Origin of the sequence: Microbacterium hydrocarbonoxydans (assembly GCF_023715885.1) — a bacterium.
GTDB classification, from domain to species: domain Bacteria; phylum Actinomycetota; class Actinomycetes; order Actinomycetales; family Microbacteriaceae; genus Microbacterium; species Microbacterium hydrocarbonoxydans_C.
Map to the genome: position 1 here is coordinate 469,507 of NZ_JAMBOY010000002.1, position 22,519 is coordinate 492,025.

Annotated in this window: 21 protein-coding genes; 12 read left to right on the forward strand and 9 right to left on the reverse strand. The window is 71.0% G+C overall.

Going from position 1 to position 22,519, the window contains the following annotated elements; translation table 11 throughout:
• Positions 1–37: 37 nt before the first annotated feature.
• A complete protein-coding gene (locus M3195_RS06550) occupies positions 38–1,420 on the forward strand; it encodes a hypothetical protein (protein WP_251585789.1) in 1,383 nt (460 codons plus the stop codon).
• Here the strand turns inward: M3195_RS06550 and M3195_RS06555 are convergent.
• Both M3195_RS06555 and M3195_RS06560 read right to left on the reverse strand, forming a co-directional pair.
• Positions 1,366–4,863, reverse strand: coding sequence for an ATP-dependent DNA helicase (locus tag M3195_RS06555; protein WP_251585791.1), 3,498 nt, complete (start codon positions 4,861–4,863; stop codon positions 1,366–1,368). The two genes, M3195_RS06550 and M3195_RS06555, sit on opposite strands and share 55 nt — an antisense overlap.
• On the reverse strand, positions 4,860–8,093 hold the full coding sequence (locus M3195_RS06560; RefSeq protein ID WP_251585793.1) for an ATP-dependent helicase: 3,234 nt from the start codon (positions 8,091–8,093) through the stop codon (positions 4,860–4,862). Before M3195_RS06560 ends, M3195_RS06555 begins: the two co-directional genes overlap by 4 nt.
• Between M3195_RS06560 and M3195_RS16880 the strand changes: the two genes are divergently transcribed.
• From M3195_RS16880 to M3195_RS06570, 3 genes are read left to right on the forward strand one after another with little or no spacing between them, the layout of a single operon-like run.
• A complete protein-coding gene (locus tag M3195_RS16880) occupies positions 8,092–8,220 on the forward strand; it encodes a hypothetical protein (protein WP_285885508.1) in 129 nt (42 codons plus the stop codon). The genes M3195_RS06560 and M3195_RS16880 overlap by 2 nt on opposite strands.
• 42 nt (positions 8,221–8,262) lie before the next feature.
• Positions 8,263–8,487, forward strand: a complete 225-nt coding sequence (locus M3195_RS06565) for a DUF3107 domain-containing protein (RefSeq protein ID WP_251585795.1) — start codon at positions 8,263–8,265, stop codon at positions 8,485–8,487.
• A gap of 6 nt (positions 8,488–8,493) precedes the next feature.
• Entirely contained in the window at positions 8,494–8,781 is a 288-nt protein-coding gene (locus tag M3195_RS06570) for a hypothetical protein (protein WP_251585797.1), read from the forward strand.
• A gap of 24 nt (positions 8,782–8,805) precedes the next feature.
• On the opposite strand, the gene M3195_RS06575 is transcribed toward M3195_RS06570, so the two are convergent.
• Positions 8,806–9,519, reverse strand: a complete 714-nt coding sequence (locus tag M3195_RS06575; protein ID WP_251585799.1) for a ferritin-like fold-containing protein — start codon at positions 9,517–9,519, stop codon at positions 8,806–8,808.
• Between the two features lie 167 nt (positions 9,520–9,686).
• Between M3195_RS06575 and M3195_RS06580 the strand changes: the two genes are divergently transcribed.
• The gene (locus M3195_RS06580) at positions 9,687–11,201 is read left to right on the forward strand and encodes a DEAD/DEAH box helicase (protein ID WP_251585801.1); all 1,515 of its coding nucleotides are present in this window, start codon (positions 9,687–9,689) and stop codon (positions 11,199–11,201) included.
• On the opposite strand, the gene M3195_RS06585 is transcribed toward M3195_RS06580, so the two are convergent.
• Positions 11,114–12,121 (reverse strand): DUF817 domain-containing protein, encoded by a 1,008-nt coding sequence (locus M3195_RS06585; RefSeq protein ID WP_251585804.1) that lies wholly within the window; start codon positions 12,119–12,121, stop codon positions 11,114–11,116. The genes M3195_RS06580 and M3195_RS06585 overlap by 88 nt on opposite strands.
• Positions 12,122–12,185: 64 nt before the next feature.
• Positions 12,186–13,058, reverse strand: coding sequence for a PHP domain-containing protein (locus M3195_RS06590; RefSeq protein ID WP_251585806.1), 873 nt, complete (start codon positions 13,056–13,058; stop codon positions 12,186–12,188).
• A gap of 86 nt (positions 13,059–13,144) precedes the next feature.
• Between M3195_RS06590 and M3195_RS06595 the strand changes: the two genes are divergently transcribed.
• Together M3195_RS06595 and M3195_RS06600 are read left to right on the forward strand one after the other, a co-directional pair.
• Positions 13,145–14,173, forward strand: coding sequence for an endonuclease/exonuclease/phosphatase family protein (locus M3195_RS06595; RefSeq protein ID WP_251585808.1), 1,029 nt, complete (start codon positions 13,145–13,147; stop codon positions 14,171–14,173).
• A gap of 36 nt (positions 14,174–14,209) precedes the next feature.
• On the forward strand, positions 14,210–15,631 hold the full coding sequence (locus M3195_RS06600) for an aminopeptidase P family protein (protein WP_251585810.1): 1,422 nt from the start codon (positions 14,210–14,212) through the stop codon (positions 15,629–15,631).
• 129 nt (positions 15,632–15,760) lie between these two features.
• Here M3195_RS06600 and M3195_RS06605 read toward each other — a convergent pair whose 3' ends face one another.
• From M3195_RS06605 to M3195_RS06615, 3 genes are read right to left on the reverse strand one after another with little or no spacing between them, the layout of a single operon-like run.
• The gene (locus tag M3195_RS06605) at positions 15,761–16,405 is read right to left on the reverse strand and encodes an alpha/beta hydrolase family protein (RefSeq protein WP_251585812.1); all 645 of its coding nucleotides are present in this window, start codon (positions 16,403–16,405) and stop codon (positions 15,761–15,763) included.
• Entirely contained in the window at positions 16,405–17,043 is a 639-nt protein-coding gene (locus M3195_RS06610; RefSeq protein ID WP_251585814.1) for a DUF4870 domain-containing protein, read from the reverse strand. Before M3195_RS06610 ends, M3195_RS06605 begins: the two co-directional genes overlap by 1 nt.
• A complete protein-coding gene (locus M3195_RS06615) occupies positions 17,043–17,765 on the reverse strand; it encodes a general stress protein (RefSeq protein ID WP_251585816.1) in 723 nt (240 codons plus the stop codon). The genes M3195_RS06610 and M3195_RS06615 overlap by 1 nt, the downstream gene beginning before the upstream one ends.
• Positions 17,766–17,864: 99 nt before the next feature.
• On the opposite strand from M3195_RS06615, the gene M3195_RS06620 reads away from it, so the two are divergent.
• From M3195_RS06620 to M3195_RS06635, 4 genes are read left to right on the forward strand one after another with little or no spacing between them, the layout of a single operon-like run.
• Positions 17,865–19,145: a magnesium transporter MgtE N-terminal domain-containing protein gene (locus tag M3195_RS06620; protein ID WP_251585818.1), complete on the forward strand. Its 1,281-nt coding sequence runs from the start codon at positions 17,865–17,867 to the stop codon at positions 19,143–19,145.
• Positions 19,145–19,687: a DUF1003 domain-containing protein gene (locus M3195_RS06625; protein ID WP_251586436.1), complete on the forward strand. Its 543-nt coding sequence runs from the start codon at positions 19,145–19,147 to the stop codon at positions 19,685–19,687. Before M3195_RS06620 ends, M3195_RS06625 begins: the two co-directional genes overlap by 1 nt.
• Positions 19,684–20,808, forward strand: a complete 1,125-nt coding sequence (locus M3195_RS06630; RefSeq protein WP_251585820.1) for an Mrp/NBP35 family ATP-binding protein — start codon at positions 19,684–19,686, stop codon at positions 20,806–20,808. Before M3195_RS06625 ends, M3195_RS06630 begins: the two co-directional genes overlap by 4 nt.
• Positions 20,805–21,281: a YcxB family protein gene (locus M3195_RS06635; RefSeq protein WP_251585822.1), complete on the forward strand. Its 477-nt coding sequence runs from the start codon at positions 20,805–20,807 to the stop codon at positions 21,279–21,281. Before M3195_RS06630 ends, M3195_RS06635 begins: the two co-directional genes overlap by 4 nt.
• Positions 21,282–21,302: 21 nt before the next feature.
• Here the strand turns inward: M3195_RS06635 and M3195_RS06640 are convergent, their stop codons facing one another.
• Complete coding sequence (locus tag M3195_RS06640) at positions 21,303–21,689, reverse strand: twin-arginine translocase TatA/TatE family subunit (RefSeq protein WP_251585824.1); 387 nt, start codon at positions 21,687–21,689, stop codon at positions 21,303–21,305.
• Between the two features lie 90 nt (positions 21,690–21,779).
• Here M3195_RS06640 and M3195_RS06645 point away from each other — a divergent pair, with 90 nt between their 5' ends.
• Positions 21,780–22,415, forward strand: coding sequence for an O-methyltransferase (locus M3195_RS06645; RefSeq protein ID WP_251585826.1), 636 nt, complete (start codon positions 21,780–21,782; stop codon positions 22,413–22,415).
• Positions 22,416–22,519: the final 104 nt, after the last annotated feature.

The window sequence follows — 22,519 nt, forward strand, 5'->3', positions numbered from 1 at the left end:
AGGCGGGACCGCCCCGGCGCCCGCCTACCCTGGGGGTATGGGACGCTCTCCTTTCACTCTAGCCGCGGCGGTGACGGCCGCACTGCCCGGAGCGGAGGTGACCGGCGCGCGACCGCTGACCGCGGACGGCGACGGACGTTTCGACTCCGCAGTCGCCTCTCTCGCCGACGGGCGGGAGCTCGCGATCCGCGTGGCGGAGGACGACGAGGCCGGCCGCGAGCTCGCCGCCGAGGCGCTCGCGCTCCGAGCCCTGACCGCCGGAGCCCGCGCGATGCTGCCGTTCGAGGCTCCCGCGTACATCGGCGAGGCGCGCCTGGGCGATGCGCCCGCGCTCGTCACGGAGCTGCTCCCCGGCTTCCAGATCGAGGCCGCTCACGTGCCCGCCGGTCGCGGAGCCGCGGAATCGATGGGCGCGGCGATCGCCGCCGTGCACGCGCTGCCGACCTCGGTCGTCCGCGGCGCCGGTCTGCTCGCTCGCACAGCGCAGGAGAGCCGCGACGAGATCGCCAGACTCGTCGACACCGCCGCGGCGACCGGACGCGTGCCCGCGCGCCTCACGGTGCGCTGGCGCGAGGCCGTGGCCGACGACGACCTCTGGCGCTTCGAGTCGACGGTCGTGCTGGGCGGCCTCCAGGCCACCTCCTTCGTGTTCCGCGACGACCCCGAGGCCGGCCCCCAGGTCACCGGCCTGCTGGGCTGGCACTCCCTGTCGGTGGGCGACCCTGCGGTCGACCTCTCCTGGCTCTCGACGGCACCGGATGCCGCAGACGACGTGACCGCGGCGTACGGGCGCGCGATCGACCGCGTGCCCGATCCGGCCCTGGAGGTGCGCGGGCGCCTGCTCGCGGAGCTCGAGTTCGCTCGCTGGCTCGTGCACGGCGACTCGCTGCGCCGGCAGGACATCGTCGACGACGCCGCCGCCCTGCTCGAGGCTCTCGCGGACGGGCTGCGGCACGACGACCTCACGGTGATCTCGGCGCGTGCGGACGGCGTCGACTCGGCCATGGACGCCCTCGACCGCGTTCCCGCCACCGCAGCTGCCGGGGCGGGAGCCGCGGGCGCCACGGCCATGGAGACCGACGCCTACAACCCGGACGAGCTGTGGCACGACGAATCGGACGACGACGGGCGGCGCGACACCGGCTCGATCGGCGGCGGCGCAGATGCCGACAGCACCCACGACCTCTCGGATGCCGCTGCAGAAGCCGCCGAGGCCGCGCGGCGGGCGGATGTCGGCGGGCTCGAGACAGAGGATCTGTCGGGTCTGCGGGACCGGTTCCCCGGATCCCGAAGCGGCGATGGTTCCGGCGATGCGTCGGACGGGTCTTCGGCCGCGGACTCGCATGACTCCCCGGAGGACGAGGCTCAGCGCGCCGCGCGCGCCGCGCTCCAGCGCTGGAGGAGCTCGGACTCCGAGTAGACGCGGTCACCGCGGATCACCAGGTCGTCGGCGACGTAGTACAGGGCGACGTCGATCTCGTCCAGGGGGACCCCGAACCGGCGGTGGTAAGCGAGCCGGTACAGGGCGAGCTGCAGCATCCGCTCCTCGCGCTCCTGCGCCGTGCGGGGTGCCTTGCCCGTCTTCCAGTCCACGATCTCGATCCGGCCGCCACGGTCTGCGCGACGGTAGACGGCGTCGAGTTTGCAGATGACGATGTGCCCTGAGCCGTCCTCCTCCGGCGCTCCGCCGAGCGCGAAGTCGATCTCGATCTCGACGGCGATCGGCGCGAGCCCGCCCCATTCGCTGCGCTCGAAGATCTGCTGCAGGATCAGCAGGTCCGCCGCGTCCGCGGGCGACACGTCACCCGGCGAGTCCGCGGCGGGGTCGTCCTCATCGAGCTCCCAGAGCGCCTCCTCGACGCGCGAGCCGACGCCGACCAGCTCGCTGCGCCGCTCGACCCAGGCGTGGAAGAGCGTGCCGAGCCGGGTCTGCCGGTAAGGCCGCTCAGGCATCGGGCGCACGATCGACGAGATGGTGGCGTCGAAGTCGGTCACGTAGTCCTTGAAGCGCGACGCGGGCACACGCGTGGGAGGCTGTGCTGCCGTCCCCCGCAGGCGGGCCTCCCGCTCGACGAGGAGACGGGCCAGCTCGGGCGACGCGACCGGATCCTCGGCCATAGCTGACCGGACGGCGGCCGCTGCGGACTCGACGAGCGGGCGGCGCGCGCCGAGCGGATCGAGCGGCCAGCTCAGCGTGGCTCCGGGACCCTCGTACGGGTTGTCCTCAGGGTCGACCGGCTCGATCGTGTCGAGGCCGAGCACGTCCATCGCCTCGACGAGGAAAGGGCTCGGCACGCGCGGCGACCTCTGCCCCGCCCAGTGGGCGCCGGTCAGCAGCAGATCGGTGCGCGCCCTCGTGATCGCGACGTAGGCGAGACGGCGCTCCTCCTGCTGCTGGTAGTCGCGATAGGCATCCTTGAAGCGCTTGAGAGCACCGCCCTGCGGGTTCGCCTTGGACACGCCGCCCGACAGCGACGACTGCGCCAGGGCCTGCCGCTTCTTCGGGTCGGTCTCATCGCCCATCGCCGCCACGGGATCCCAGTCGAATCGCGGCAGGGCGTCGCGATCGCCGCGCAGGGCGAAGGGCACGACGCCGAAGCCGAACCATCCCGACGTGTCCGACACGCGGCCGGGGAGTTCGTCGGTGACCAGCCGCACGACGGCGACGGCATCCCACTCCAGACCCTTCGACCCATGAATCGTGAGCAGCTGCACGACTCCCGGCTCCGGGGGCTCGGGCCGCGGCATGAGCTCATCGGTGCTCTCGGCCTTGTCGAGCCAGGCGAGCAGCGCGCCGATCGTGCCGCGCTCGTCGGCGGCGAGAAAGGCCCGCACCTCGTCGGCGAACGCCCGCAGCTGCGTCGCCGCGACCCGCGCCGGCCCCCGCGTCTCGTTCGCCGCGAGCTCGATGTCGAGCCGGAGTTCCAATTCGATCAGGCGGATGAGCTCCGGGATCGGCTGCGACGACGCGCGCCGCAGCCGTTCGAGCATCTCGCCTGCGGCGCGTATGCGGGAGCGCCCGGCGGGGCTGATGCCCGCGATGAGCCGGTAGTCGTCGCGTACCGCGCGCACGACGTCGACCGCGTCGATGATCGACACGGCCTCGTCGGCGCCGCGCGAGGAACGGAGGCGAACGCGCACTTCCTCCGGCAGCGGCATCATCCCCGTGTCACGCTCGGAGAGTGTGCGGCCGAGGTCGTAGAGCGCGGCCATGTCTGCGACGCCGATCGCGAACCTCGGTCCGGTGAGGAGCCGGATGAGGGCGGACCCAGCCGTCGGATCGTGCACGACGCGCAACGTCGAGACGACGTCGACCACCTCGGGCGTCGCGAGCAGCCCCCCGAGACCCAGGATACGATGCGGCACGCCGCGCGCTGCGAGAGCGGCCGCGAACGTCTGCATGTGGCGCTTCGAGCGGAACAGGATCGCTCCGGTGTGAGGACGACCCGCCGCCGCCTGGTCGTGTGCTGCTCGCCGCTCGACGAACCACTCGGCGACCTCGGCGGCCTCGTCGTCGACGGTGAAGGGGAAGCGCACCTGCACCGCTCCCTCCCCGGCCCCCGGCCTCGGTTCCAGCGGAGGTACGTCGAGCCCCGGTCGCTGCAGTGGCTCCAGAACGCGGTTCGCGACATCGAGGATGCGGCTGTCGTTGCGCCAGCTGGTCATGAGGCTGTAGGCCGCTGCCGGAGACGCGTCCAGGCCTGCGAACGCCTCCGAGAACGCATACAGGTTGTCGGCGCTCGCCCCGCGCCACCCGTAGATCGACTGGTGCGGGTCACCGACCGCCATCACCGCGGAATCGCGGAAGAGCTCCGCCAGGAACCGGGTCTGGATGACCGAGGTGTCCTGGTACTCGTCGAGCAGCACGACGCGATGCTGCTCACGCAACTCAGCGCGGACGTCGGGTGCCGATTCGACGATGTCGTACGCCCCGCCGACCTGGTCGGCGAAGTCGAGCACTCCCCGTCGGCTCTTCTCCGAGATGTAATCGCGCACCAGCTGAGCGAGCGTCGCGAGACTCAGGAGATTCGTCGCGGCGGTCTCGACGACGGCCGTGCCCCGGTACGGAGCGAAGGCCTCGGCCTGCTCCCTCGCGATGCGCACGGCGCGATCGACGTCGATCCGATGGTCGAGGACGTCTCCGGCGAGCCGCTGCACCGCGTCGATCACCGTGCCGAGCGCGAAGTCGATCTGCTCGAGCTCGGGAATGTCCGATCGCAGCACGACCTCGCGCGCCAGCATCCACGACGCGGCCTGACTCAGCATCGCGACGTCGGCGTCACGACCGATGCGGGCGGCGTGCTCCCTCACGATGCCGTCGGCGAAGGCATTGTAGGTCGACACGCGGGGGCGGATCATCAGCTCCTCCGCGGCGCGGGGTGTCGCCGGATCCCACCCTGTGCCGTACGCGTCCGCGAGCTCGTCGAGCACTCGGAGCCGGACCACGTCGCGCTGCCGACCCGGCGCGGCGGCCTCGACGCGCTCCAGAGCACCACTCGCCACGATCTCGGGGAGGAACGGGAGCAGCCCGCGGCGTCCGTACTCGTCGATCAGTGCGAGCCGAGTGCCGATGCGCTCGGCCAGCTCGCCCGCCGCCTTGCGGGTGAAGGTCAGACCGAGCACCTCGTCGCGGCGGACGTGGCCGTTCGCGACCAGCCACACGACGCGACCTGACATGGTCTCGGTCTTGCCGCTTCCCGCTCCCGCGACCACGAGTGCCGGCGCGGGCGGCGCCTCGATCACGCGCTGCTGCGCTGGCGTCGGCGACGGCTGCCCGAGCGCGGCGGCCACGTCGGTCGCGGAGATGCCGAAGGTGCCCGGCCACGACTCGACGGTCTCCCGCGGCGCATCGACCAAATTCATGCGCTCACCGCCGGCACGGTGTGGATGCGGCAGGGATTGATGCGGCGCTGGGTGTCGGCGCAGTGCGCCTCGACCTGGGCGGTGAAGCTCGACGCCGACATGCCGCGCGCGGCCTCCCCCACCCGGCGCAAGAAGGCCGCCCGCGCCTCTTCGTCGAGCGTGTGCTGGTGTGCGATGCGGTAGTCGCTCTTGGCCAGGGTCTTCGACACCACGACCAGCCGAGCTCCCGCGAGCGCATCGGCGGGCGCATCCGGGATGAGTCCCTGCTGCACGGCGATCTGGTACGCCGCGAGCTGAGCGTGCTCCACGACACCGGGGTCGGACTCGGGATCGGACTTTCCGGTCTTGAGGTCGACCACGACGACTCGCTCCCGCCGCGCATCGTCGACCTCGGCGACCGCGGCGATGGGCTGCCACTTCTGCCCCCGCGCGTGGGGATGGTCACCGGCGCCGGGCGGATACAGCTCCACGCGGTCGATGTAGCCGTGGATGATCGCCTGATCGCCCTGCACATCACCGACGGGATGCACCGCGGGGATCTCGTCGTCGCTCGCGGGGATGTCGACGGCGAAGCGGAACTCCACCTCGCTCGCGATCTCGCGGCCGCCGTCGCGGCGGACGTCGTGCAGATAGGTGTGCAGCCGGTCGATGAGAGTGTCGGCGCGGCGGCGCTCCTTGCGTCCGATCCACTCCGTCTCGAAATCCAGCTCGGGCCAGTGCTCGGCGAGCACGGCGCGCATCTGCTCGAGGTCGCCGTCCGGCGACTTCTCCATCGCCTCGTGCACGATCGTGCCGATGCCGGCGGTCGGCGGCATGACGGTGTCTCCGCCCAGCGCCGAGACGGCCCAGTTCAGACCGCACTCCTCGTACGATTCGAGGCGCGACGGCGAGACTCGCGCACCCTCCTCCGCCAGGTCGCGAAGACCGGAGTCCGTCGACGGCGGCGTGACCCCGTACCACTCGGACGGGTCGGCGCCCGGTACGCCTTCGCGGGCGAGCACCGCCAGCTGCTCGGCGGCCTCGGACCTGGCGACGGCGGAGTGGGAGGTCGTGAGCACCCGCCGATGCCGCGCGACGAGCCCCCGCAACGTGAGCGGATGCTCCGCAGAGGCGTGTTGGGCCGGAGGGGGCGGAGGCGGCAGGAACGCGAAGAAGGGACTCGGCGTCATGTCGTCGTCGTCGACCGCGGTGATGAGCAATCGGCGGCGCGACCGCGAGATCGCCCTCACGAAGAGGCGCAGCTCGTCGTGCAGCACCGCGCGGCGCCTATCGAGCACCCCCGGGGGCTCTTCGAGGCGACCCGTGCGCGCGGCGAGCAGTGCGTCGGCGAGCCGCCAGGTCTGCAGCATCCCGCCGCGCAGACGCACGTTCGGCCATACGCCGTCCTGCACCCCGGCGACGACGACGGCGTCGAACTCGGTTCCGAGCGCTGTGGCCGGCGTGAGCAGGGTCACTCGACCCGGCCGATCGGGGCTGGAGAGCGAATCCTCCGGCACCTCGCTGTCGAGGACGTCTCGCACGAACACCTCGGGCCGCTCGTTCGGCGTGCGTTCGACGAATCGCTTGGCCGCGCCGAACAGCGACACGAGGGCGTCCAGCGCCCTCGCGGTCTCGGCACCGCTCGCCTGCATCGACATCTCGCGCCACGCGATCTGCAGCGCCCTGCCGTCCACCGCCCTCGCGCGATCCCACACCCGCCAGAGCAGGTCGTGGATCGTCTCGCCCTCTGCGGCTCCCTTCGCGACCTCGGCGACGGTCTGCGCGAATCTCGCCGCCGTGCGCGACTCCGCCGCGTCGATGAGCGTGAAGTGGTCGGGCCCCGTCAGCGCCTGTCGCAGCAGCTCCCTGGCCGGCGTGGATCCGCCCTGCTCGAGCTCGACGTGCCGAAGTCGCGCGCGCAGCCGTCGGAGACCGATCGCATCCATCCCGCCGAAGGGCGTGCGCAGCGCTTCCTCCCACTCCTGCGCGGTGCGCTCCTCGGCCGGCGTCAGCGCGAGACGGACGACGCCGACGATGTCGCGAACCACCGACTCGCTGCCGAGCGGGCGTTGCACGCCGGCGGCGCGCGTCGGGATCTCACGGGCCGCGAGCTCGGTCTCGAGCTGAGCGACCTGGCGCGTATCGTGCGCGATCACTGCCATGCGGTCCCACGCCACCCCGTCGACCAGATGCCATTCGCGCATGACCCCCGCGATGCGGTCGAGCTCCTCGTAGGGCGAGGGGGCGATGAAGGTCGAGACCGACGTATCCTCTGCGCCGTCGGTCTTCGGCGCCGGTGCACGCCGGTGGTCGACGCGGCCCGATGCACCGATCGCCTGCGTGACGGTTCGCGTCAGCGACGTCAGCGACGCCGTCTGACGATGCGGGGCGTCGAGCACGTGGACCTCGCCGAGGGCGGTGGCCAGCTGCGCGAACAATTCGGGGGTCGCACCGCGGAACGCGCCCGAGGAGATGTCGGGGTCTCCGAAAGCGAGCACGGCGACGCCCCGCTCGCGGAGCGCCTGCACGAGGGCCACGCCGCCGCGGGTGAGCTCCTGGGCGTCGTCGATGAGCACGATCCGGAGGTCGGCGAGAGGGCCGAGCTCCGCGGCGCCCGCGCTCTGCAGGATCGTCCGCGCCTCGGTGAGCAGGTCGGCGGCGTCGCGATGCGCGGCACGGGCGAGGTCGAGCACGGCGCGGTATTCGACGAGGAGGTCGGCCACGGCCGTCCAGACCGGATCACCGGCGCGGCGGAGGTCTTCCGGCTGCGCACCCAGCTCGGCGCACTCCGCGAGGAAGGCTCGGAGTTCGGAGCGGAAACCGCGCGATCCGCGCACGGACGCGCTCAGCGCCTCCGGCCAGGCGATGTACTCGTCTTCGGCGTCGCCCGCCAGGAGGTCGGCGATCAGGCGGTCCTGGTCCGCTCCCGTGAGCAGCGCGGGCGGCTCTTCACCCGCGTGCACCATGGCGCCGCGCACGATCTGAAAGGCGAAGGAGCCGAGCGAACGCGCCAACGGCCCCGGGGTCGCCTCGCCGATCCTGACTCCGATGCGGTCGCGCAACGACGTCGCGGCCTGACGGCTCGGCGTCAGCACGAGCAGATGTTCCGGCCGCAGGCCCTCAGGGCCGAGGAGGTGCACGACGCGCTCGATCAGCGCGCGTGTCTTGCCGGTGCCCGGTGCGCCGATGACGATGCCGGAAGCCGTCGCGTCTGAGCCGATCACGGCGATCTGCGCAGCATCCTCTGTCATGTCCTCCACGCTACTGCGGCGCGCCGACATCGTCGTCGAGCGGCTGCGGCACGACGCCGCGGGCACCCTGTGCGCTCAGGGCGAAACCGCCTCGTGCAGCCGATCCCGCCCCGACACCGCGGGGTAGAGTTGGGCGCACAGCATGGTCGATTCGACAACGGGAGTACGCGTGGAAATCCGCATCGGCATCATCAACACCGGCCGCGAGCTCAGCTTCGAGACTTCGGCGACCGCGGACGAGGTCCGCGCGCAGGTGTCCTCCGCCCTCGAGCAGAGCACCTCGCACCTGAACTTCGCCGATGTGAAGGGGAACTCCTACCTGGTCCCCACCGCCCACCTCGCCTACATCGAGCTCGGCACCGAGGAATCGCGCCGCGTCGGCTTCGTGGCCTGACCCGCGATGTACATTCTCCTCGCGCTCATCGGCGCGTGCGTGTTGGGGATCGCCGCGCACTTCCTGATGGGCGGTCGCGAGCTGCGCGGTGTGGCGTTCACCCCGGCGGTCGCGACCGCGATCGCGGCGCTCCTCTACACGGGACTGCAGTGGCTCGGCGTCGGCGAGGACAGCGTCTGGCTGTGGCTCGCGAGCGTCGTCGGCTCGGTGCTGGTCGCAGCAGTAGCGACGGCGGCGCTGGTCGCGCTTCGGCGACGGTCCGACGCATCGGCGAAGGCTGCTCTCGGCATCTGATCGCCGCGCCCGACGGGGCGGTCGTTACGACGCGAGTCCCATCGCATCCATACGCCGGGCGTGCGCACCCATCAGCTCGGTGTAGACCGGTTCGACGCGCTCCTCGGTCATGGCTGCGAGCTCAGGCTGACGCAGGGCGGAGCGGCAGACGAGGATCGTGTCGCCGACGAGACGGCGCGCCCACATCGACAGCAGCGAGCGCCATTCGCCGTCTCCGTCGATGGTCTCCTGGATGATCGCCACGATCTCGTGCCGCGCGTCGTCCTCGCTGAGGATGGCGACCACGCGAGCTCCGACCTCGCCGTAGCTCGACGCGAGCGCGAGGTAGAAGTCGTCCAGCATGCCGGCGGTGATGTACACCGACAGCAGCGTCTCGCGCGGGCGCGCCCCGATCGTCTTGCGGCGGAACGCGTCGAGGTTCTCGCGGAAGGGCAGCATCAGCTCGGTGGGGTCATCACCCCGCTCGGAGATGAGGTCGACGATCGCGCGATGCTTCGTCAGAGCCGCACCGGCCGCGCGCGACAGCGACTCCTTCTCGGAGAGCTCGGGCGTCGCGCGGATGAGTCGGGTGAGCGTCTCGAAGTATCCGAGCTGCAGATAGGCGGCCTGGCCGAGGAAGCGGTCGAGCTCGGGGGCGACCTCCGAGAAGTCGACCTTCGTCGACGTGCCCTGATCGCCGCGGCTGCGCAACGTCATCGTGCGGCGGGGCGCCCCGCGCTTCCAGAACCAGTTGACCACGGGTTCACAATACTCGGACGAGAGGTCCCTACGAGGCTCCCGCACCCCCTCGGGTAGGCTGGAGCCGTCCCCGCCGTCGGAGCGGGGCCCGCGCCTGTGGCACATGAGACGGCGTGGATCCATGGAACGTGGCGATCCTCGCAGGTCGCCGGACAGGCATCTGAACATTGACTACCTTCGCTGATCTCGGAATCGATCAGGACATCGTCGACGCACTCGCCGCAAAGGGCATCGTCGACGCCTTCCCCATCCAGGAGCAGACCATCCCCCTGGGCCTTCCCGGCCAGGACATCATCGGCCAGGCCAAGACCGGCACCGGCAAGACCTTCGGCTTCGGCATCCCGGTCGTGCAGCGCCTCGGCCAGAACCCGGAGCCCGGCGTCAAGGCGCTCATCGTCGTGCCGACTCGTGAGCTCGCGGTGCAGGTGTACGAGGACATCGACCTGCTCACCAGCAACCGCTCGACCAGCGTGGTGGCGATCTACGGCGGCAAGGCGTACGAGGGCCAGATCGACCAGCTGAAGGCCGGCGCGCAGATCGTCGTCGGCACGCCCGGTCGTCTGATCGACCTCGCCGGTCAGCGCCTGCTTGACCTCTCGCACGCGACCGAGGTCGTGCTCGACGAGGCCGACAAGATGCTCGACCTCGGCTTCCTCGCCGACATCGAGAAGATCTTCCAGAAGGTGCCGGCCGTCCGCCACACGCAGCTCTTCTCGGCGACCATGCCCGGCCCGATCGTGGCGTTGGCTCGCCGCTTCATGACCAACCCGATCCACATCCGCGCGAACGACCCGGACGAGGGTCTGACGCAGGCCAACATCAAGCACCTCGTCTACCGAGCGCACTCGCTGGACAAGGACGAGGTCATCGCCCGCATCCTGCAGGCCGAGGGTCGCGGCAAGACCGTGATCTTCACGCGCACGAAGCGCGCAGCGCAGCGCCTCGTCGACGAGCTGAGCGACCGCGGCTTCAACGTCGGCGGCGTGCACGGCGACATGGGCCAGGACCAGCGCGAGCGCTCGATGGCCGCGTTCAAGGCGGGCAAGAAGGACGTGCTGGTCGCGACCGACGTCGCGGCCCGAGGCATCGACGTCGACGACGTGACGCACGTCATCAACCACACCATCCCCGACGAGGAGAAGACCTACCTCCACCGCGCGGGTCGCACGGGTCGCGCCGGCAAGACGGGCATCGCGGTCACGTTCGTCGACTGGGAGGACCTGCACAAGTGGGCCCTCATCAACCGCGCCCTGGAGTTCGGTCAGCCGGAGCCCCTGGAGACGTACTCGTCGAGCCCGCACCTCTACGAGGACCTCGACATCCCCGCCGGCACGAAGGGCCGCCTGGTCTCAGCGCCGAAGGCCGAGAAGCCGGCTCGCGCTCCGCGCCCCGAGCGCGCAGCGGATGCCGCAGCGGAGGGCACCGCGGAGGGCGGCACGCGTCGGCGTCGCCGCCGTCGCGGTGGATCCGCGCAGGTCGGCTCGACGTTCGCCCAGGGCGGGACCGAGAACACGGGCGGCGACGCCGGCTCACCCGCGACCGCCGACCGCGGCGCCGAGGGTGCGGGCACGCATGACGGCGCAGGCAAGGAGCATCACGACGGCAAGCCGGCGCCCGCTCGCCGTCGCCGTCGCCGTCGCGGCGGTTCGGGTGCCGGAGCGGCACCGGTCGCCGGCGCCTGATCGACTCCACTCGACACGACCTCCGAGGGGGCGGATGCTGCGGCATCCGCCCCCTCCGTCGTGTCCGGACGAGCCCCTGGCGCACGCGGCGGGTACACCCACGTGACCATGACGACAGAGATGATCATGAGCAGGAACCAGGAACTGAGCTTGCTCAGCGACACCGGCTGCCACTCGACGACCTGGTCGGGGTAAGCCCACGCACCGGCCCAGGTCCCGATGTTCTCGGCCAGGTAGATGAAGACGGCGACCCCGGCGAAGACCGCGAGCAGCGGCAGCCGGATGGTGCGGCGCCAGACCCGCGCGTGCATGACGGTCGGCAGCCAGAGGATCACTACGCCGGCGAGGAGCACCCACCTCGCGTCCCACCACCAGTGGTGTGTGAAGAAGTTGAGGTAGATCGCGGCGGCGAGCACGGTCGTGAGCCACCGCCACGGGTACCGGGTGAAGCCGAGATCGAAGAGCCGGTACACGCGCACCATATACGACCCGACGGCCGCGTACATGAAGCCGCTGAACAGGGGCACGCCGCCGATGCGGAGGATGCCGTCGGCCGCATACGCCCAGGAGCCGACGTCGGTCTTGAAGAGCTCCATGACCGTCCCGGTGAGGTGGAAGAGCACGATGACCCACAGCTCCCGCCCCGATTCGAGACGGAACACGAGCATCCCGATCTGGATGAGCACCGCCGCGATGGTGAGCAGGTCGTTGCGGGCGAGCGCGGCATCGTCGGGGTACCAGAGACGCGCCGCGACGATCGCGACCAGCAGCAGCGCCCCGAACACGCAGGCCCAGGCCTGCTTGAGAACGAACACCGCGAACTCGACGAGCCCGGCCCGGACGCCGCGGTGGGACGCGTCGCGGAGGATGCGGTGAGCGATCGCGTCGATGCGCTGCTCGAGGGAGGTCGCTCTCTGCATGCCGGGAAGCGTATCGGCGCTCCTCGACAGTTCACCGTGAGACCGCGGACCTCGGCGGCGTCGGTCAGGGGTAACGCGGTGAGGAGCCGGTCGCGCGCTCGATCAACCGGGCGACCATCTCGTCCGACGTCGTATTCTCCCCCGGTACGTTCGGCTTGCCCGCCCCGTGGTAGTCACTGGATCCGGTGACGATGAGGTCGTGATCGGCCGCGATCCTCCGCAGCGTCTTCTTTCCGGCCGCGGTGTTCTCGCGGTGATCGATCTCGAACCCCCCGAGTCCCGCGTCGATCAGCCGCTCGATGAAGGGGACGGGCATCATGCGGTCACGCCCCGCGGTGACGGGATGCGCGATGATCGCCACGCCGCCCGCGTCGGTGATGAGCCGCACCGCGGTGAGCGGATCCGGCGCGTAGTGCGGCTCGTAGTAGCCCTCCCGCGGATGCAGGATGCCGTCGAAGGCCTCGGTGCGGTCGCGGACGATGCCCCGGGCGACGAGCGCGTCGGCGATGTGCGGGCGGCCGACCGTGGCATCCGGAGTCGTCTGCGCGACCACGTCTTCCCAGTGCAGGTCGTAATCGCGCCCGATGCTGCGGACGATCCGCTCCGCCCGTCCGATCCGGTCGCCGCGGATGCGCTCGGTCTCGGCCACCAGCCCGGCGTGCGCCGGGTCGAAGAGATAGCCGAGCACGTGCACGCTGCGCCATTCGTGCTTGGCCGAGAGCTCCATCCCCGGGAGGAAGGTCATCCCGAGCGTCGTCGCCGCGTCGCCCGCCTCGTCCCACCCCGTCGTCCGATCGTGGTCGGTGAGAGCGAGGGTGCGGATGCCGTGCGCGTGCGCCTGGCGCACCACCTCGCCGGGTGCCTCGGTGCCGTCCGAGTGATTCGAATGCAGGTGCAGGTCTGCGGGACCCGCGAAGCGGTGGGAGCGAACGGCCATCCTCCGAGCGTACCGAGCGTCGGCGGCCCTGAGACGCGCGCGTCCGCGGCAGGGACTTCACAGCGACCGCTCCTAGGCTGGACGGGATGCTACGACTCCTGGGGATCCTGTTCACCGTGCTGTTCGCGATCGCGACGGCCATCGTCGTGTGGCCGCAGTTCTTCCACCTCGAGCAGACCTGGCCCTTCGCGCAGATCGTGGCCGCCCGCGGCCTGGTGCTGGGCGCGTTCCTCATCGTCGCGGTGCTGGCAATCCTGCTGCTTCTCGCGCGGCCGCTGCGCGGCTTCGCGGCATCCGTTCTCATCGTGGCCCTCCTCGGCGCCGGCGCGACGGGCGTGGTCGGCGTGACACGCGGCTTCGGAGCGGGCGTGCTTCCCGCGGCGACCGACACGAGCATCCGCGTGCTCACCTGGAACACGGCAGGAGATGCCGTGTCGGCCGAGCAGATCGCGCGGCAGATCCTCGATCAGGGTGCTGACATCGTCGCGCTCCCGGAGACGACCGAGGCCGTCGGCGAGCAGATCGCCGTGATGCTGCGGGAGCAGGGCCACCCGATGTGGGTGCACCACGTGCAGTTCAAGCCGGATGTGGTGGACGGTCCGAAGTCGTGGCACACGACCGTGCTCGTCTCGCCCGAGCTCGGCGAGTACTCGGTCATCGAATCGTCGCAGGACGGATCCAGCAACACCGGCTCCGTACCGAGCGCTGTGCTCATGCCGGTGGGCGGGAATGCGGGCGGTCCGACGATCGTCGCCGTGCATGCCGTCGCTCCACGCATGGAGGAGATGGGTCAGTGGAGCAGCGATCTGCGCTGGATCGCCGACCAGTGCCCCGAGGGGAACTTCGTGCTGGCGGGCGATTTCAACGCGACCATCGATCACATGGCGGGCCTCGGCGTCGACGGCGGCGACATGGGGTACTGCCGAGACGTCGCCTCGCGCACCGGAAACGGGCTGAGCGGCACCTGGCCGAGCTCATTGCCCGCGCTGCTCAGCGCGCCGATCGACCACGTGATGGCCTCGCCGAACTGGACGCCGACGGGCTCGGTCGTGATCGACGACGCCGGAGGCAGCGACCACCGCGGTCTCGTCGTACAGCTGGAGCCGGCGGGCTGACATCCCTCGCTCCCGGTCAGGTGACAGACTGGAGGGATGAGCACCGCAGAGCGCGACACGATCGCAGAGCCCGCCGTCGAGACCCCGGTCGAGAACAGCACCACGAACCGGAAGCAGCCCTTCCCCCGCGGCTTCCTCGACACGATCTCGACAGGATGGGCGGAGCGCCCCGAGTCCCTCCCGGCGCCGCGCCCGCAGGCCGCCTTCGCCTCGACCCGCCGTGCCGCAGTCTCGGCCGCGTTCCCCGGGAAGCGCCTCGTGATCCCCGCCGGATCGCTCAAGCAGCGCAGCAACGACACCGACTACCCGTTCCGCGCCCATTCCGCCTTCGCGCACCTGACCGGCTGGGCCGCCGATTCGGAGCCGGATTCGATCCTCGTCTTCGAGCCGACCGACGACGGCCATGACATCACGCTCTACTTCCGCGAGCGCGCCGACCGCACGACCACCGAGTTCTACGCGGATGCGACGGTCGGCGAGTTCTGGATCGGGCCCCGCCCCTCCCTCGCCGGGGTCGCCGCCGACCTCGACATCGCCACCGCGCACCTCGACGAGTACACCGAGGTCGAGGGAGCGCTCGTGCTCGACGAGTCCGACGACCTCACCCGCGTCGTCTCGGAGCTGCGTCTCGTGAAGGACGAGTACGAGATCGCCGAGATGCGCCGCGCTGTAGACATCACGGCGCAGGGGTTCGACGACATCATCCGGGCCCTCCCCGAGGCGGTCTCGCACGCTCGCGGCGAGCGCGTCGTCGAGGGAGTGTTCCACCGCCGCGCCCGCGAGGACGGCAACGGCGAGGGCTACGACACGATCGCGGCATCCGGCCCGCACGCCTGCTACCTGCACTGGACCCGCAACGACGGCACGGTCGTACCGGGAGACCTCATTCTCGTGGACGCCGGCGTCGAAGCCGACAGCCTGTACACGGCCGACATCACCCGCACCCTCCCGGTCTCGGGCACCTTCACGGAGGTGCAGCGCCGCGTATACGAGACCGTGCGCGAGGCCGCCGACGCCGCCTTCGCCGCCGCCCGCATCGGCGTCCGGTTCCGCGAGGTGCACGAGGCCGCCATGAAGGTCATCGCCGCCCGCGTCGCCGAGTGGGGCCTCCTGCCGGTGACGGCTCAGGAGGCGCTCGATGCGGATGCCGGAGGCCAGCACCGCCGCTACATGGTGCACGGCACCTCGCACCATCTCGGCATCGACGTGCACGACTGCGCGCAGGCGCGTCGGGAGATGTATTACGACGGCATCCTCGCGCCGGGCATGGTCTTCACGATCGAGCCGGGACTCTACTTCCAGATCGACGACCTGACGGTGCCGGTCGAGTACCGCGGCATCGGCGTGCGCATCGAGGACGACATCCTCATGACCGAGGACGGACCCGTCAACCTCTCCGCCGGCATCCCGCGCACCGCTGACGAGGTCGAGGCCTGGATCGCGCGCGTGCAGGCCTGAGCGCTCTCTTCTTCCCCGAGATCAGGACATCGCACCGAGATCAGGACGATTCAGCCCTGAATCCCCTGATCTCGGGGAAGGTTCCTGATCTCGGGATGCGAGGGATGCGAGGGATGCGAGGGGATGCCGTCAGCGAAAACCGTCAGTCACGATCGGCGCCAGCGACGCTCCGATCTCGTCGGCCGGCCGCTTGCGTCCCTTGACCTCGAACGTGTGTCCGCCACCCTCGATCCAGGCGACCCGTGCGTCCTGACAGGTGGCCACGACGTCGTCGAACTGGGATCGAGGCTGGATGAACGGGTCGTTCGTGCCCTCCACGAACAGTTGCGGCACCGCGATCGCGGGAAGGTGCTCGGACCGGGGCTTCTCGGGCTTTCCCGGGGCATGCAGTGGGTACCCGAGGTAGACGAGTCGGTCGACCGCCAGTCCCTGCGCCACGGCCATCGACGCCATCCGGCCGCCATAGGACTTGCCCGCCGCCCAGACCTCCGCGCCAGGTCGCTCGTCTCTGACATGCGCGACGACGGCTTCCCACGTGGCGATCGCATGCGCGGCCGGCCCCGGCATCCGCCGCCCCTGCTCCACGTACGGGAAGTTGAACCGCAACGTCGTGAAACCGAGATCGTTCAAGGCGCTCGCGAAACCGGTGAGGAAGGGATGGTCCTTTCCCGTGCCCGCGCCGTGCGCGATCGCGACGACCGTGTCGCCGTCACCCGCCCAATCCGCGGACACGGTCGTCTCCCCCGTCGGCAGGACGACGCGGATGTCTCCCATCAGCCGCGCAGGTACGGGATCGCGAACGGCACGCGCATGACCTTGCCGGCCGACGCTCGCACCATTCCGACGATCACGAGCACAAGGTGCAGGATGCCGACGGCGAGGTAGAGCAGGATGATCGTGCCGAACGGGAAGAAGCCCGTGATCGGACCGTCGGCCGACAGCGCACCGAGCAGCACGAAGTGCGTGACGAGCAGGCCCGTCGACACGAGCAGGTACGTGAGCCCCCAGTTGAGCGCGGATCGCGCGTTCTCCCGCGCGACTCCGCCTGCTCGACGCGACGCTCCGCCGCTGACCGCCATGGCGATGCCCGAGGCGAAGCCGCCGACGAACGGGAACGGGATGAGGATCAGCAGACCCAGCGCCCAGGGAAGCAGACCGCGCGGCGGAGCAGCGACCGGGTACACGCCGACCGGGTAGCCGGCGGGAGGCTGAGGGTATGCCACGGGCGGCTGCGGATACGGAGTCTGCACGTACTGCGGAGGCGCCGCCGGCGGCTGGTACTGCGGCTGCGGCTGCTGCGGTGCAGAGTCTTGCGGCTGAGGATACGGGGTCTGCCCGTATTGCGGAGGCGTCACCGGCGGCTGCGGCTGCGGCTGCTGTGGCTCGGACGATCGGGGCGTGTCCTCGCTCATCACGCGCCTTCGGGCTTCGGACTGCCCGGCGCGTCGACACCAGGAGTGTCTGCAGGAGGAGCGTCGGCCGGCGGTGCGACCGGGTCTGCGGGACGAGGCGGGATCACCGGGCCAGCGGTGGGAGCGCCACCCTCTCCCGACTCCTCGCCCGGGTCCTTTGGAGCCGTCGGCGGCGGGGTGGGCTGCCCTCCGGTCGGGATGCGCTCCCCGTACTTGGGCGGCTCGTCGAGGTTGACGGGAGGACGCACGGTCGCGGTGCGCACCGCGCCGAGCACCTGCCGCGCCTTTGCGAGCGAGGTCGCCTGCACGCGCACCTCGTAGTGGTCGGCGGCGAACTGCGTGACGCTCGCGAAGTCGCGGCGTCGCCGCACGATCGCGTAGGTCACGAGGCTCAGCAGCATGCCGAGTGCGACGCCGATGAAGACGAAGCCGACAAAGAGCTGGATCGGCACCTCGGGGTTGCCGAGCACGAGGATGGCGGAGAGGAAGAGTCCGATGAGCACGCCGTTGATGGCGCCGGAGCGCGCGGCGGCGGCGTAGCCGAGCCGCCCGGTGATGCGCTCCACGGTACGGACGCTCTGTCCGACGATCGCGATGTCGCGCGCCGGGACCTCCTGGGCGATCAGCTTGGAGACGGTCTTCTGCGCGCCCTCGTAGTCGCGGGTCGAGGCGACGATCTCTCCCTCGTCGCGACCGTCTGCGGGGCGGTTCAGCATGCTCATCCGGCCATTCTCCCATGCCGTCCACCTCGGAGCCCTGACCCGTGCGACCGCCACGGACTCCACAGCTCTCCGTCGGGCGCCGCGGACTACGCTGGACGGGTGAGCACACAACGGGTATTCGCCGCGCGCCTGGCAGGGTGCGCCGTCTTCGACCCCGTGGGCGACCGGCTCGGCAAGGTCCGTGACGTCGTCATCGTGTACCGAAGTACGGCCGCGCCGCGCGTGATCGGACTCGTCGTCGAGATCCCCGGACGTCGGCACGTGTTCCTCTCCATCGGGCGAGTCACCTCGATCCGCTCCGGCCAGGTCATCACCACCGGACTCATCAACGTGCGCCGGTTCTCGCCGCGCGCCGGCGAGGTGCGCATCCTCGCGGAGCTGCTGGGTCGCCGCGTCACCCTCGTCGACGGCACCGGCGACGCCGTGATCGAGGACGTCGCGATCGAGCCCAACCGCCTCGGCGAGTGGGCGATCAGCCAGCTGTTCCTGCGCCGCCCGAAGACGAGCGCCTCGCCGTTCGCGAAGGGCCCGACGACGTTCGCGGCATGGAGCGAGGTCGCCGAGCAGCGCTCCCCCGGCGAGTCGCAGTCGGCCGAGCAGCTCATCGCCTCCTACTCCGAGCTGCACGCCGCCGACCTCGCCAACACCCTCCTCGATCTGCCGCAGCAGCGCATGATCGAGGTCGCCGAGGAACTCTCCGACGACCGGCTCGCCGACGCCCTCGAGGAGATGCCCGAGGACGAGCAGGTGCACATCCTCGACCGTCTCGGCGACGAGCGCGCCGCCGACATCCTCGACCAGATGGAGCCGGACGACGCGGCCGATCTCCTCGCACAGCTGCCACCGAACCGCCTCGAGCAGCTCCTCGAGCTCATGGAGCCGGAGGAGGCGGAGGACGTCAGGATGCTCCTCCGCTACGGCCCCGACACGGCGGGCGGTCTCATGACACCGGAGCCGATCGTGCTCTCCGCCGACGCGACGGTCGCCGAGGCCCTCGCGCTCATCCGCCGCCACGAGCTGCACCCTGCGCTGGCGGCCGCCGTGTTCGTGACGCTGCCGCCGTTCGAGACGCCCACCGGGCGCCTGCTGGGCATGGTGCACTTCCAGCGCATGCTGCGCTACCCGCCGCACGAGCGCCTCGGCGCCATCGTCGACGACAGCCTCGAGCCCGTGCCCGTCACCGCCTCCGCCGCCGAAGTGGCGCGCATGCTGGCGAGCTACGACCTGGTCTCGCTCCCCGTGATCGACGCGGCGCACCGGCTCGTCGGGGCGATCAGCGTCGATGACGTGCTCGACTACCTGCTGCCGGACGACTGGCGCACGCACGATGACGACGAGAGTGTTCAGCAGCCCGCGCGCGCGAAGAGGGAGGTCGGATGATGGCCCGCTCTCGCAGCCGCTCGCCCCAGCTCGACGCCCCGCTCGGGCGTGGCACCTCCCGCCCCCGGTCGACGTCGCGCGACCGGTTCGGCAGGTTCACCGAGTGGGTGGCCCGTGCGATGGGCACTCCCGCGTTCCTCGTCATCCTGAGCCTCTTCTGCGTGCTGTGGATCGGCTGGAACACGCTCATGCCCGTCGGCGTCCGCTTCGACGACGCCGCACTCGGCTTCACCGCGCTCACCCTCATGCTCTCCCTGCAGGCGTCCTACGCCGCGCCGCTGATCCTGCTCGCGCAGAACCGCCAGGACGACCGCGACCGCGTGCAGATCGAGCAGGACCGGCAGCGAGCCGAGCGCAACCTCGCCGACACGGAGTACCTCGCCCGCGAGATCGTCGCCCTGCGCATGTCTCTCGAGGAGCGCAACACTCAGGTCGTCACTCGCGACGTCCTGCGGCAGGAGCTGAAGGCTCTGCTGGCCGAGCTCGGCGACCACGAGAACGCCTCGGAGGAGCGGCGGGCGAACAGCCGCACCACCTCATGACGACGGTCGACGCCGTCCGAGCCGCCGTCTCCGCGGTGACGGATCCCGAGCTGCGGCGCCCCATCGGCGACCTCGACATGGTGCGCGACATCACGGTCGAGGGCGCGACCGCCCAGGTCGGCATCGTCCTGACGATCGTCGGCTGCCCCGCCGCGGCCCGCATCGAGTCCGATGTGCGCGCCGCTGCGGCATCCGTCCCCGGCGTCGACGACGTCGACGTGCGGGTCGGCGTGATGACCCCGGCCGAGCGAAAGGCTCTCACCGAGAAGCTGCGCGACGGACGCGCACCGCGCCAGATGCCCTTCGGGCCCGACTCGCTGACCCGCGTGATCCTCGTGTCGAGCGGCAAGGGCGGCGTCGGCAAGTCCTCGGTCACCGCGAACCTGGCGGTGGCGCTGACCGATCAGGGCCTCGCCGTCGGGCTCGTGGACGCCGATGTGCACGGCTTCTCCATCCCCGGACTCCTCGGCATCCCCGCCGGCACCCAGCCCACTCGGATCGACGACCTCATGCTGCCGCCGGTCGCCTACGGGGTGAAGACCGTCTCGATCGGCATGTTCCTCCGCGAGGGCGAGGCGGTCGTCGCGTGGCGCGGTCCGATGCTCCACCGCACGGTGCAGCAGTTCCTCACCGACGTCTTCTTCGGCGACCTCGACGTGCTGCTGATCGACATGCCGCCGGGCACCGGTGACATCGCGATCTCCATCGGACAGCTGCTCCCGCACGCCGAGGTGCTCGTCGTGACCACGCCGCAGACAGCAGCGGCCGACGTCGCGATCCGCAGCGGTCTGGTGGCGCGCCAGACCGGACAGCGCGTGATCGGCGTCGTCGAGAACATGGGCCCGCTGACGCTGCCCGACGGTTCGGTCATGGACCTGTTCGGCGCAGGCGGCGGAGCGGCCGTCGCCGCCGCCCTCTCCGACGGCGGCCCCGTGCCCCTGCTCGCCTCGATCCCGTTCAGCCCCGCGCTGCGCGCCGGAGGCGACGTCGGCGCCCCGATCGTGCTGACGGACGGAACGGATGCCGCGGCCTCCAGCATCCGCGATCTCGCCCGCACCCTCGCGCGGCAGGGGCGCGGCCTGTCCGGTCGCTCACTCCCGATGATGGTCGGCCCGTCGTGACCGTCACCGTCTCCGAGTCCCTCGTGCGCCGCATGGCCCGCGACGCCGCGGTCTACGGCCTCACCCGGCCCTGGGCGATCGTCATGTGGGTCGCGCTGGCGGCGAGTCTCGTGCTCAGCATCCTGAATCTCACCGCCGGCGCCGCGGACGACACCGGTTCGGCCGGCTGGCTGCCGCTCGCGAGCGTCGCTCTCATGGCCGTGGCGATCGGCGCCACGGTCTCGGGCGCACGTCGAGCGGTGCGCGCCGCGATGCCGCCCGGCACGGTCGTCTGGGCTCGGCTGAACGACGACGACCTGCAGATCGGCGCCGACCGCCGGGTCTCGGTGATCCCGTACGAGACGTTCCAGGGCATGCGCGTCGGGAGCGACGCGGTGATCCTGCGCGTTCAGGGGTCGTCGGCGGTCACGGCCGTGCCGCGCGCGGTGTTCACCGACGACGACGTCGCACGGCTCCGCGATCGCATCGGCTGAGCGAGTTGTCCGCCCGTCCGCTCAGGTCGCTTCGGCGTCGTACGGCGGGGGGCTCTCCACGGAGAAGTCCGGCCGCACCGTCGGCTTCTTCGGCGCGACCACCGCGGGCTCCGCGACGACTCCCGCGCTGGGCGTGGGAGTCGGGGTCCTGTCGTCTTCGAAGAGCGCGTCCCTGATGATGCGTCGGGGGTCGTACTGGCGGGGGTCGAGCTTGCGCCAGTCGACGTCGTCGAGCTCGGGTCCCATCTCGTCGCGCACCCGCGAGCGCGTGTCCCGAAGGAACTCGCCGGCACGACGGGCGAGCTTCGCCACGCTCTCGGCATAGCGAGGCAGCCGCTCAGGTCCGACGAGCAGAACAGCGATCAGACCGATCAGCAGCAGCTTCTCGAACGTGATCCCGAACTGCATCTGTCCAGGCTACCGCCGCGCCTGCCCGCCTGCCGCACACCGAGCGCATACGCTGGGAACACACAGACCTCAGTCGGGAGAATCAGGGCAATGAGCGAGAACGATGCGAACGCACGTTTCATCCGCGAGTCGATCGTGGAGCCCTCCGCGATCGCCCGCGCGCGTGCTCACGCGATCGAGCTCGGCGCGGCCCCGGTGAGCGCCGCGGTCGGCTCGCAGATCGCCGTGCTGGCCGCCGCGACGGGAGCCCGCTCGATCGTCGAGATCGGCACCGGCGCCGGTGTCTCGGGACTCTGGCTGCTGCGCGGGGCGCCGCAGGCCGTGCTCACGTCGATCGACAACGAGCCGGAGCACCTCGCCGCGGCGCGGCAGTCATTCGCCGACGCCCGCGTCCCCGCCACGAAGGCGCGTTTCATCACGGGCCGCGCGGCCGACGTGCTGCCCCGCATGAACGAGGCGTCCTACGACATCGTCCTCGTCGACGCCGACCCCGAGAACGTGATCGAGTACGTCGAGCACGGTCTGCGCCTGGTGCGCACCGGCGGGATGGTGCTCGTGCCGCGCGTGCTCGCCGGCGGAAAGGTCGCCGATCCGGTGCAGCGCGACGCGGTCACCACCGCGTTCCGCTCCCTCATCCAGGAGACGCAGGAGTCACCCGCGGTCCTCGCGACGGTCTCCTCGGCCGGCGAGGGTCTTCTGCAGCTCGTCAGCGTCGCTGCCGACTGAGCGCATCGACCGCGTCCTGCGTCGATCCCGGCACAGATGTGCCACACAGACGCGAAGAGGGCGACGGATCTCTCCGTCGCCCTCTTCGGTGGTCCGCATCGAGC